The sequence below is a fragment of the Nocardiopsis trehalosi NBRC 14201 genome (assembly GCF_001552555.1).
GTDB lineage: Bacteria > Actinomycetota > Actinomycetes > Streptosporangiales > Streptosporangiaceae > Nocardiopsis_B > Nocardiopsis_B trehalosi.
The window spans coordinates 1-10,876 of sequence record NZ_BCRK01000200.1 but is presented as its reverse complement, the minus strand read 5'-3'; the positions used below and the strand labels follow the sequence as shown (position 1 = coordinate 10,876).

Below are 10,876 nucleotides of genomic sequence, written 5' to 3'. Positions count from 1 at the left end.
GGTGGGAGCGGCGCGGCGGGTCGGCCGCGGCGCGGCGCCGGCCGCGGCGCCCGGGGCCGGCGGCGGCGCCGTCCTCGTGCTCCTCGTGGTCCTCGTGGTCCGCGTGGTCGTCGCCGGTGCCGGCGGCCGCGGCGCGGCGCGCGCGCCGGCGCGGGGGCTCGCGGTCGCCGTCGGGGGCGCCGGCCCCGTCCGGGTCGGCGGCGCCCCGCCGCCGGCGGGGCGGCGCGGTGGGCTCGGGGTCCGGTTCGGCGGCCGGGTCGGCGGAGCGGCGGCGCCCGCGCGGCGGGGCGTCGGCGACCGCGGCGGCGCTGCCGTCCTCGTCGGGCCGGGCCCGGCGGCGGCCGCGCCGGGTGTCGTCGGGTTCGGGGGCGGGGTCGTCGGCCGGGTCGCGGCGGCGCCGCCGGGGGGCGGGGTCGTCGGGGTCGGCGTCGCGGGTCCGGCGCCGGGTGACCGGGACGGAGTCGAAGTCGAGGACGCGCGGGCGCAGCGGCGCGAACTCGGGTTCGGGTTCGTCGTCGCGCTCGGCCCAGGGGGCGTCGTCGAGGTCGTCCTCGCGGCGGGCCCGGCGGCGGCGCCCGCGGGGGGCGGGGTCGTCGGGGGGCGGTCCGGGGTCGGCGACGGCGCCGCGTCGTCCGGTGCCGCCGGGGTCGGCGTCGGTGGCGACCGGGCCGGAGCCGCGGCGGCGCCGGCCGCCGCCGGTGTCGGTGAGGGGGTCGGGGGCGAGGGGCCGGTGGTCGCCGGTGCGCGCCGCGTCGAACCCGCCGGTGTCGGCGGGGGCGCCGGGGTCGCGGCGGTGGCGGCGGCCGCGGGGGCGGTCGTCCGGGTCGAGCGGGTACGCGCCGCTGTCGCGGGGGTCGTCGGCGCGGGCGCGTTCGGAGCGCCACGCGTCCTCGGCGCGGGTCCGGTCCCACCCGTCGGTGGCGGCGGTGCCCCCGCCGTGCCGGGCGCGGCGGCCGCGCGGTTCGGCGAGGGGGTCGGCCACCGGATCGGGCGCGGTGCGCTCGGCGGCGCGGGGCCGCGGCTCGGTCAGCGGGTCGGGGCCGCGGTCGCGCTCCGCGCGGCGCCGGCCGTGCCGCCCGGGCCCGGAATCGTAGGGGTCGTTGTCGCTCATGCGTTCTCTCCGACGGCTTCCCCGGGGGGGCGGCCGGTACGCCGCTCCGTGTCGAGCGCGGACTGCAGCAGGACGGTGGCCGCGGCCTGGTCGATGACCGCGCGGCGGGCCCGGCCGGCGCGGGCGCCGCGCCGGCCGTGCGTGGCGCCGGCGCGGAGCTGCTCCTGGGCGGTGACCGTGGTCAGCCGCTCGTCGACCAGCCGCACCGGCACCGGGGCGAGCCGGCGCGCCAGGGCGGCGGCGAAGGACCGGGCGCCGCGGGCGGCCGGCCCCTCGTCGCCGGACAGCGAGGCGGGGTAGCCCACGATGACCTCGCGGGCCTCGTGTTCGAGCACCAGGTGGGCGATGCGGTCCAGGTCGCCGCTTCCGCGCCGGACGGTCTCGACCGGGGTGGCCAGCGTGCCGCTGGGGTCGCTCGCGGCGACCCCGATCCTGGCGTTGCCGGGGTCGACCGCGAGGCGTACGCCGTGCCTCAACGGCGGGTCTCCCCCGCGCGGGGGGCGGGGTGCGGGAGGAGGCTCAACTCGGGGGTCCTTTCTTCCCGTGGAGCGCGCGGCTCAGGCGCCGCGGGCGACCCGTTCCTCGACGGAGCGCAGGGCGGCGGGGACGGCGGCGGGGTCGGTGCCGCCGCCCTGGGCGACGTCGGGCTTGCCGCCGCCTCCACCGCCGAGGGCGCGCGCGGCGACGCCGACGAGGTCGCCGGCCTTGAGGCCGGTGTCGCGGGCGGGCGCGTTGACGGCGATGACCACGACCGGCCGGTCCTTGGGCACGGCGGCGACGGCGACGACGGCCGGGCGGTCGCCGCCGAGCCTGTCGCGGACGTCGAGGGCGAGGCGGCGCAGGTCGTCGCCCGCGGTGCCGTCGGGCGCCTGGTGGGCGACGACGCGGACGCCGCCGTGCTCGCGGGCGCCCTCGGCCAGCCCGGCGGCGGCCTGGAGGACCTGGGCGGCGCGCAGCCGCTCGATCTCCTTCTCGGCGCCGCGCAGCCGGGCGACCATGGCGTCGATGCGCTCGGGCAGCTCCTCGCGGGGGGCCTTGAGCTGCTCGGAGAGCCGGCCGACCAGCAGGGACTCCTTGGACAGGCGGCGGAAGGCGTCGAGGCCGACGGCGGCCTCGACGCGGCGCACGCCGGAGCCGACCGAGGACTCGCCCAGCAGCTTGACGATGCCGAGCTGGCCGGTGGCGCCGACGTGCGTGCCGCCGCACAGCTCGCGGGAGTAGTCGCTCATCTCGACCACGCGGACGCGGTCGCCGTACTTCTCGCCGAACATGGCCAGGGCGCCCATGGACAGCGCCTCGTCCAGGGTGGTCTGGAAGTCGCGGACCTGGATGTCGCCGGCGAGGACGGTGTTGACCTCCTCCTCGACCTCCCCGAGGGCGGCCGGGGTGAGCCCGCTGTTGGCGGTGAAGTCGAACCGGAGCCCGCCGGGGCGGTTCTCCGATCCGGCCTGCCCGGCGGAGGGGCCCAGGGCGTTGCGCAGCGCCGAGTGGATGAGGTGGGTGGCGGAGTGCGACCGCGAGATGGAGGCGCGGCGGTCGGTGTCGATGAGGGCGTGCACGCGGTCGTCCACGGCGATCTCGCCGGAGCGGACGGTGCCGCGGTGGACGAACAGCCCGGCGATGGGCTTCTGCACGTCGTCCACGTCGACGGTGCCGCGGCCGTCGGCGGTGAGGGTGCCGCGGTCGGCGAGCTGGCCGCCGCTCTCGGCGTAGAACGGGGTGCGGTCGAGGACGACCTCGACCCGGTCGCCGGCGCGGGCGACGGCGGCGTCGGCGCCGTCGACGATGAGGCCGAGGACGCGGGACTCGGCCTCGTGGTCGGTGTAGCCGAGGAACTCGGTGGCGCCGGAGCCGTCGAGCAGCCGCGCGTAGACGCCGATGTCGGCGTTGCCGAGCTTCTTGGCCTTGGCGTCGCGCTTGGCGGTGTCCTTCTGCTGCTGCATGAGGGCGCGGAAGGCGTCCTCGTCGACGGTGAGCCCCTGCTCGCCGGCCATCTCCAGGGTGAGGTCGATGGGGAACCCGTAGGTGTCGTGGAGCTGGAAGGCGTCGGTGCCGGAGAAGGTGGTGCCGCCGGCCGCGCGGGTCTTCTCGGCGGCGCGGGCGAACAGCGCGGTGCCGGAGCGCAGGGTGTCGGCGAAGTTCTTCTCCTCGGCGTCGATGACCCCGTGGATGGAGTCGGCGTCGGCGCGCAGGGAGGGGTACTGGTCGGCCATGGCGTCTATGGCCGTCGCGGTGAGGTCGTGCAGCAGGGCGCGGTCGTCGCCGGACAGCAGGCGCAGGTTGCGCACGGAGCGGCGCAGGATGCGGCGCAGGACGTAGCCGCGCTTCTCGTTGCCGGGGCGCACGCCGTCGGAGACGAGCATGGTGGCGGTGCGCATGTGGTCGGCGACGACGCGCAGGCTGACGTCGGAGCGCTCGTCGTCGCCGTAGCGGGTGCCGGTGAGTTCGGCGGCGCGGTGCAGGACCCGGCCCAGGGTGTCGGTCTCGTAGATGTTGTCGACGCCCTGGAGGATGGCGGCCATGCGCTCCAGGCCCATGCCGGTGTCGATGTTCTTCTTCGGCAGGTCGCCGAGGATGGGGAAGTCGTCCTTGCCGCCGCCGGCGCCGCGCTCGAACTGCATGAAGACGAGGTTCCACACTTCGAGGTAGCGGTTCTCGTCGGCCACGGGGCCGCCGTCGGCGCCGTACTCGGGGCCGCGGTCGTAGTAGATCTCGGAGCAGGGGCCGCAGGGGCCGGGGACGCCCATGGACCAGAAGTTGTCGGCCATGCCCCGGCGCTGGATGCGGGCGGCGGGGACGCCGACGCGCTCGCGCCACAGGGTCTCGGCCTCGTCGTCGTCGTGGAAGACGGTGACCCAGAGGCGCTCGGGGTCGAACCCGAACCCGCCGTCGGCGGTGGAGTCGGTCAGCAGTCGCCAGGCCAGCGGGACGGCCTGCTCCTTGAAGTAGTCGCCGAAGGAGAAGTTGCCCAGCATCTGGAAGAACGACGCGTGCCGCGAGGTCTTGCCGACCTCGTCGATGTCGATGGTGCGCACGCACTTCTGGGCGCTGGTGGCCCGCTGGTAGGGCGGGGTGCGCTGGCCCAGGAAGTACGGTTTGAAGGGGACCATGCCGGCGTTGACCAGCAGCAGCGTGGGGTCCTCGGCCACCAGGCTCGCCGAGGGGACCACGGTGTGTCCGTTGTTCTCGAAGAAAGCGAGGAAGCGGCGGGCGATTTCTGCCGTCTCCATCAGCGGCCGTCCTTCACGTCGTGGGCGCCGGGAGCGCCATGGGGTTCGTCTGCCGGGCCGGCGGGGATCGCGTGACCGCCGGGGGGTCTCCGGCCGCCGGCGTAGCGGCGGTGGAGTTCGGCTTCTCGTCGTTCCATGGCGTCGTGGACGTCTTCGTTGAACTCGCGGAGGGCGTCGCGGTAGGAGGCGACGTGGTCCTCGACGCGGTCGGCGATGCCTGCCGGGCTCCACGCACGGGCCGTGCGGTTGAGCTTGTGGACAACATACCCGCCGAGCGCCGCACCTGCGACAAGATAGAGGACGCGGCCCATCATCGGCGCTCCCTCCGGCGGCGGCCGCGCACCAGGGCCAGCGCGCGGCGCTGGCCCAGCACGCGGCGCACCCCGTAGGAGAACGACGCCACCTTGACCAGCGGTCCGGTCACCACCGACCGCGTCAGGGCGGTCATGGTCGAGACGTCCTCGGTGGTGGTGGCGAGGTTGGCGGTGATCTCGTCCACCCGGTCGAGGGACGCGCCGGTGCGTTCGACGGTGGCGGCCATCTCGTCCAGCATGGGGCGGGCGCGCTCCCCGAACTCGGCGACCACCTTGGTGGTCTCCGACAGCAGCCGGGTGAGCCGGACGAGGGCCACGCACAGGAACGCGACCAGCACCGTCCAGACGACCGCTGCGATGAGGGCGGCTACCTCTCCTCCGGTCAGCATGCGTGCTCCGTTGGCGTTGGGGTCGGTCGGTGGTCGGCGGGCCGCCGGCGGGGCCGGGCTCCGCTCCCGGCGGGGGGCCGGGGGGCCCGGACCGGTGTCCACCGGGCCGGCGGAACCTAAAGATCCGAATAGGGCCGACCCTATCGCGTCCGCCGGCGCCGTGGCCCGCTATCCCCGCCCGCGCGCGCCGCGCGGCGGGGCGTCCGCTCCGCCGGGGCGATCGACGCCGCCGCCCCGATGGCGGAGAATCGGACCGCGGCCGCGCGCGGTTACGATGGCGCCGCCGCAGGCCCCCTCCGCGGTCTGCGCGGAGATCCGGACCGGACTGACAGGACCCCCATGAGCCGACGTTCCCAGCACGAGATCTCCGTCCTGGTGCCGCCGAACCTGGTCCCGCTCACCGCCGCCGACCCCGAGCGGGTGGGGCCCTACCTGCTGATCGGGCGCCTGGGCTCGGGCGGCACCGGAACCACCTACGCCGGCGTGCACCCGACCACCCAGGGCGACCCGCTGGTGGCGGTGAAGGTGCTGCGCTCGCCGCTGCTGGAGTCCCCCGAGGCGCGGGCCGAGCTGAACCGGCGGCTGACCGCGCTGGCGGCGGTCGACGGCCGGGTCTACGTGCCGCCGCTCGCCTTCGACACCGCCGCCGCGCCGCCGTGGCTGGCCATGGAGTACGCGTCGGGCATCCCGCTGGCGCAGTTCGCCCGGCAGCACGGCGCCCTGGGGGCGGGGCGGCTGGCCGCGCTGGCGGCCGGGCTGGCCGAGGGCCTGTCGGCGCTGCACGTGAGACGCGTCCCGCACGGCGACCTGAAGCCGGACAACGTGCTGCTGGGCGCCCGCGGGCCGCGCATCCTCGACTGCGCGCTGCCCGGCGACGACGAGCACCTGCGCCGGTCGGCGGCGGCGTGGCTGAGCCCGGAGCGGCACGCGGGGGCGCCGCCCGCACCGGCGGCCGACATCTTCGCCTGGGGCGCGGTGATGGCGTTCGCGTCGACCGGGCGGCTGCCGTTCGGGCTGGGCGAACCGGCGGAGCTGGCGGCGCGGGTGGCCGAGGCCGATCCCGACCTCGACGGGGTGCCCGAGGAACTGCTGCCGCTGGTCCGGCGGGCGCTGGCCAAGGACCCCGCGGACCGGCCGTCGGTGCGCGAGCTGCTGGGGTCGACCATCGCGGCGTGGGAGGCGAGCGGCAGCGCGTCCGCCGACGGGGTGAAGGGGACCGCGGTCACCCTGGTGCTGTCGCGGGAGTGGCAGGGCGTGGTCGAGCCGGTCCGCCTGCCGCGGGTGATCCAGCTGCACGACGGCCGCCCCCGCGGGCGCGGGCGGCTGCCGCTGATCGCGGGCGGCGGGGTGCTGGCGGCGGCGCTGCTGGGCGGGGGCGTGTGGGCGGTGGCGAACACGCTGGGCGACGCCGTCGGCGAGGCGGAGGACCAGGCGACCGCCACCCCGTCGGCGGCGCCGACCGCGGAGCCCGGCACCGCGGTGGTGCGGTTCGTCCCCGCCGAGCAGCCGGCGCCGGTGGAGGGGCCGTGGGTGTACACGGCCGTGGAGCGCGCGGAGGCCACCCCGGAGGCCGACGGGCTGCTCACCCCGGAGGACTGGAGCGCGCAGTGGACGGACGCGGGCGAGGAGCGGGAGGCGGTGATCGCGCCGGACGCCGAGGTGCTGTGCGCGCAGTTCTGCGTGCCGGGGCCCGGCCACATCGACGGCGAGCGCGGCACCTACGAGGTGCGCGGGCAGGACTTCATCGACTACCTGGACTGGGGGAACGTGGTGATCGCGGAGGTGGAGTTCGCCGAGGCGGACGGCGGCGAGGGCCCCCGGGAGATCGTCCGGATCACCGAGCTGTTCCCGGCCCCGCCGGAGTAGCGCCCGCCTCAGCGGTCGCGCAGGACGCCGCGGAGGCGCTGCAGGACCTCGCCGTAGCGGCGTTCGGCGCCGTGCGTGGTGGGCGTGTAGTACTCGCGGCCGTCGATCGCGTCGGGGGCGTACTGCTGGGCGACGACCCCGCCGGGGTGGTCGTGGGCGTAGGCGTAGCCGGCGCCGTGGCCGAGGTCGCGGGCCCCCTTGTAGTGGGCGTCGCGCAGGTGGGCGGGGACCGGCCCGCCGCGCCCGGCGCGCACGTCGGCCATCGCGGCGTCGATGGCGCCGATGACGGCGTTCGACTTGGGCGCCAGGGCGATGTGGATGACCGCCTGGGCGAGGTTGATGCGCGCCTCGGGCAGGCCGATCAGCTCGACGGCCTGGGCGGCGGCCACCGCGACCTGGAGCGCGCCGGGGTCGGCCATGCCGACGTCCTCGCTGGCGTGCACGACGATGCGGCGGGCGATGAACCGGGGGTCCTCGCCGGCCTCGATCATCCGGGCGAGGTAGTGCAGGGCGGCGTCGGGGTCGCTGCCGCGCATGCTCTTGATGAAGGCGCTGATGACGTCGTAGTGCTGGTCGCCGGAGCGGTCGTAGCGGACGGCGTGCCGGTCGACGGCGCGTTCGACGTCGGCGACGGTGATCCGGTCGGCGCCGCCGGCGACGAGCGCCGCGGCCTCCAGGTAGGTGAGCGACCGGCGGGCGTCGCCGCCGGCGAGGCGGACGAGGTGGTCGGCGGCGTCGCCGTCGAGGGTGTGGGAGCCGCCGAGCCCGCGCTCGTCGGTGAGGGCGCGGTCGAGGACCGTGCGCACGTCGTCGTCGGAGAGCGGCTCCAGGGTGAGCAGGAGGGAGCGCGACAGCAGCGGGCTGACGACGGAGAAGAAGGGGTTCTCGGTGGTGGCGCCGATGAAGCTGACCCACCGGTTCTCGACGGCCGGCAGCAGCGCGTCCTGCTGGGTCTTGTTGAAGCGGTGGACCTCGTCGACGAACAGCAGGGTGCGGGTGCCGCGCATGCCCATGCGGCGGCGGGCGTCGTCGATGACGGCGCGGACGTCCTTGACGCCGGCGTTGACGGCCGACAGTTCGACGAACCGGCGCTCGGTGGCCCGGCTGACGACGGTGGCCAGCGTGGTCTTGCCGGTGCCCGGGGGTCCCCACAGGAACAGCGACATGGGGGCGTCGTCCTCGACCAGCCGGCGCAGGGGGCTGCCCGCACCGAGCAGGTGGCGCTGGCCGGCGACCTCGTCGAGGGTGCGCGGGCGCATGCGGACGGCCAGGGGCTCGTGGGCGCGCTGCGCCTCGGCCCCGGCGTCGTCGAAGAGGGTGTCGGCCACGGGCCCCAGCCTAGACGCCGCCGTCCGGGGCGGTGGACGGCGGCGCGGGCCGGGCTCAGTTGAGGCGGGCGAGGAGGATGGCGATGTCGTCGTTGCGGCCGGCGGGGGCGAGGGCGGCCAGGGAGGTGGCGGCGGCCTCGACGTCACCGGCCATCCCGTGCAGGGCGGCGCCGACGCGGGCGAGCCCGTCGTCCATGCTGAGTTCGGCGCTCTCGACCAGGCCGTCGGAGCACATCAGCAGGGTGTCGCCGGGGTGCAGGCGGCGGGTGGTGACGGGGTACTTGCTGTCGGCGTCGACGCCGACGGGCGGTCCGGTCTCGGGTTCCCAGACGTCGGCGCCGTCGCGGCCGGCGATGATGACGGGCGGCTGCCCCGCCCAGGCGGCCTGCATCTCGCCGGTGTCGAGATCGAGGACGAGGTAGCCGCAGGTGGCGAAGACGATCTCGCCGGTCTCGGTGAGGAGGCGGTTGGTCTCGGCGAGCACCACCCCGGGGTCGTCCTGGTGGGTGGCGTAGGCGCGGAAGGCGACCCGGATCTGGCCCATGGCGGCCGCGGCCTCGACGCCGTGTCCCTGGACGTCGCCGACGACCAGGCCGACCCGGCGCTCGGGCAGCCGGATGACGTCGTAGAAGTCGCCGCAGATGCGCCAGCCGGCGCGGGCGGGCAGGTAGCGCACGGAGATGTCGAGGTCGGCGAAGTCGGGGATCTTCGGGGGCAGCATGCGGCGCTGCATGGCGTCGGCGAGTTCGAGTTCGGCCTGCTGGCGGCGGACGCGCTGGAGCGCCTGGCCGGCCAGGCCGGCGAGGGTGAGCATGAGGGCGCGCTCGTCGGGGGTGGCGTGGTGGGGCTGGGCCCAGGCGACCTGCCAGACGCCCAGGGCGACGCGGCGGTCGCCGAAGACGGGGACGGTGGCCCAGGACTGGGCGCTGGTGCGGTGCAGCATCTCCTCGGTGGCGGGGAAGCGTTCGAGGATCTCGGCCCGGCTCTCGAAGAACCGGGGCTGGCGGTCCTGGACGACGGCGCCCATGGGGTAGGCGGTGTCGGCGGCGTCGCGGCCGTCGATCATGGGGACGGTGCCGCTGGGTTCGGTGGTGGCCGGGGAGACGCGCAGCACGCCGTCCTCGACGAGCATGACGGTGGCGGTGGTGCCGCCGAAGATGGGCACGAACTCCTCGGTCAGCAGGGCGCTGACCTCGTCGACGGTGGTGGCGGAGACGAGCTTGGCGGCGAGGTCGGTGACCTGGCGGCCCTGGGCGGCCTCGATGCGGCGGCGGTCGGCGAGCCGGCGGATGAGCTGGACGTGCTCGGTGACGTCGTCGATGACGCCGACCAGGCGGGGCCGCTCGCCGTCGAGGAACCGCGCGCGGGCGTGCAGGGAGCGCTCGTCGCCGAGCTGGTCGAACATGCGGAAGCGCTGCTCGTAGTCGCCGCCCCGGTGGGACGCCTCCATGGCGTCGCGGACGCGGGCGATGTCGTCGCGGTGGACCCGGGCCAGGCACTCCTCCAGGTCGCGGGCGTCGCCGACGAGCAGCCGGCCCAGCGGTGAGGGGCCGAACAGCTCGCGGATGCGGCCGGTGCGCAGGTCGAGGTCCCACAGGGCGGTGTCGGCGGTCTCGGTGCGCAGTTCGGTGACGGCGCGCAGGGTGTCCTCGTCGCGGAGCGGCTCGCGCAGGCAGACGATGACCCCGGCGGGCGGTCCGCCGCCGTCGGCGGGCAGCGGGCGGGGTTCGACGACGGCGCGGCGGGCGCGGCCGTCGGCCCCGGTGACGGCGAGGCCGCGCTGGGCGGGCGGTCCGCCGTCGAGGGCGGCCTCGTGCAGGGCCCAGGCGCGGGCGGGGTCGCCGGCCGCGATGAGGTCGGGCCAGGGGCGGCCGACGGCGGACGCGGCGCTGTGGCCGGTGAGCTCGGAGAACGCCTGGTTGGTGAGTGTGATGGTGCCCGCCGGGTCGGCGAGGAGCAGTGCGGTCGGCGCATGGCGGAAGGCCATGCCGGTGTGATCGCCGGAGGCGGCGCCGGGCACCGCCGGAGAACCGGCGACGCCATCGGTCGAGCCGGGTGAGCCGTTCACGTAATAGATCATCCCTGTGTCGTCCCGGAGGCCGTCCCGCGCTCGCGCGCCTCTCCCCTCGGACATCCGGTTCGGCTTAGTTTAGCGACAGGATTCCTTGTTCGGGCTGGTCGTGGGCGAGCTGTTTCCATTGCCCCACTGCACGCCCTTTCGTCCTCCGTTACCGTTTTGGCATTACTTTTCCGTGTAATGGCCTGAATAAGGTTGAATCAAGTCGTCGGGTGACCAAGATCGCGCCCGGACGCGCGCGCTCCCGCGGCGCCCGGGCGGAGATCGCGTCCAGGGTAAGCCACATCCGCCCCGGACGGCACTCACGTCCGATTCACCCCATTGCGGAACACGCGTACCGGCGCCCGCGAAAAGGCGGACTAAAATCCCGTCATGGGAGATCGGATACCACGGACCGGGGCGCCGGCGGTCGGGCGGACCGTCGTCCGCAATTGGACCTGCCGGCTCTGCAGCCACAGCAACCCCGACAGTGAGGACCTCTGCTGCCAGCGGTGCGGCGCGATCAGGAAGTGACGCGCGGCCGCCCGGGGCGGCCGCGCGGTGCGGGCGGGCACCCGGCGG

The 10,876-nt window shown here is 76.1% G+C and carries 7 protein-coding genes and 1 pseudogene; 1 reads left to right on the top strand and 7 read right to left on the bottom strand.

The genetic code is table 11. From position 1 onward, the window contains the following. From NT8_RS24355 to NT8_RS24335, 5 genes and pseudogenes are all read right to left on the bottom strand, one after another. A pseudogene (locus tag NT8_RS24355) lies at positions 1-1,111 on the bottom strand (hypothetical protein); the annotation flags it as partial. Beyond that, positions 1,108-1,587 (bottom strand): Holliday junction resolvase RuvX, encoded by a 480-nt coding sequence (gene ruvX, locus NT8_RS24350; RefSeq protein WP_067974228.1) that lies wholly within the window; start codon positions 1,585-1,587, stop codon positions 1,108-1,110. The gene ruvX and the pseudogene NT8_RS24355, both read right to left, overlap by 4 nt. Before the next feature lie 81 nt (positions 1,588-1,668). Next, on the bottom strand, positions 1,669-4,341 hold the full coding sequence (alaS, locus tag NT8_RS24345; RefSeq protein WP_067974225.1) for an alanine--tRNA ligase: 2,673 nt from the start codon (positions 4,339-4,341) through the stop codon (positions 1,669-1,671). After that, complete coding sequence (locus NT8_RS24340) at positions 4,341-4,655, bottom strand: hypothetical protein (RefSeq protein WP_067974222.1); 315 nt, start codon at positions 4,653-4,655, stop codon at positions 4,341-4,343. The genes alaS and NT8_RS24340 overlap by 1 nt, the downstream gene beginning before the upstream one ends. Further along, positions 4,652-5,044: a DUF948 domain-containing protein gene (locus tag NT8_RS24335; protein ID WP_067974219.1), complete on the bottom strand. Its 393-nt coding sequence runs from the start codon at positions 5,042-5,044 to the stop codon at positions 4,652-4,654. The genes NT8_RS24340 and NT8_RS24335 overlap by 4 nt, the downstream gene beginning before the upstream one ends. A 339-nt stretch (positions 5,045-5,383) precedes the next feature. Between NT8_RS24335 and NT8_RS24330 the strand changes: the two genes are divergently transcribed. Further along, positions 5,384-6,910 (top strand): serine/threonine-protein kinase, encoded by a 1,527-nt coding sequence (locus NT8_RS24330; protein ID WP_067974216.1) that lies wholly within the window; start codon positions 5,384-5,386, stop codon positions 6,908-6,910. 8 nt (positions 6,911-6,918) lie between these two features. Here the strand turns inward: NT8_RS24330 and NT8_RS24325 are convergent, their stop codons facing one another. Together NT8_RS24325 and NT8_RS24320 are read right to left on the bottom strand one after the other, a co-directional pair. Continuing rightward, complete coding sequence (locus NT8_RS24325; protein WP_067974214.1) at positions 6,919-8,238, bottom strand: replication-associated recombination protein A; 1,320 nt, start codon at positions 8,236-8,238, stop codon at positions 6,919-6,921. A gap of 55 nt (positions 8,239-8,293) precedes the next feature. Continuing rightward, positions 8,294-10,225, bottom strand: a complete 1,932-nt coding sequence (locus tag NT8_RS24320; RefSeq protein ID WP_394326598.1) for a SpoIIE family protein phosphatase — start codon at positions 10,223-10,225, stop codon at positions 8,294-8,296. Positions 10,226-10,876 lie beyond the last annotated feature (651 nt).

Excerpts from the sequence above, each read along its gene's own strand:
- NT8_RS24330 (WP_067974216.1), top strand. The coding sequence starts at position 5,384 with ATGAGCCGACGTTCCCAGCACGAGATCTCCGTCCTGGTGCCGCCGAAC.
- alaS (WP_067974225.1), bottom strand. The coding sequence starts at position 4,341 with ATGGAGACGGCAGAAATCGCCCGCCGCTTCCTCGCTTTCTTCGAGAAC.
- NT8_RS24335 (WP_067974219.1), bottom strand. The coding sequence starts at position 5,044 with ATGCTGACCGGAGGAGAGGTAGCCGCCCTCATCGCAGCGGTCGTCTGG.
- NT8_RS24340 (WP_067974222.1), bottom strand. The coding sequence starts at position 4,655 with ATGATGGGCCGCGTCCTCTATCTTGTCGCAGGTGCGGCGCTCGGCGGG.
- NT8_RS24320 (WP_394326598.1), bottom strand. The coding sequence starts at position 10,225 with ATGGCCTTCCGCCATGCGCCGACCGCACTGCTCCTCGCCGACCCGGCG.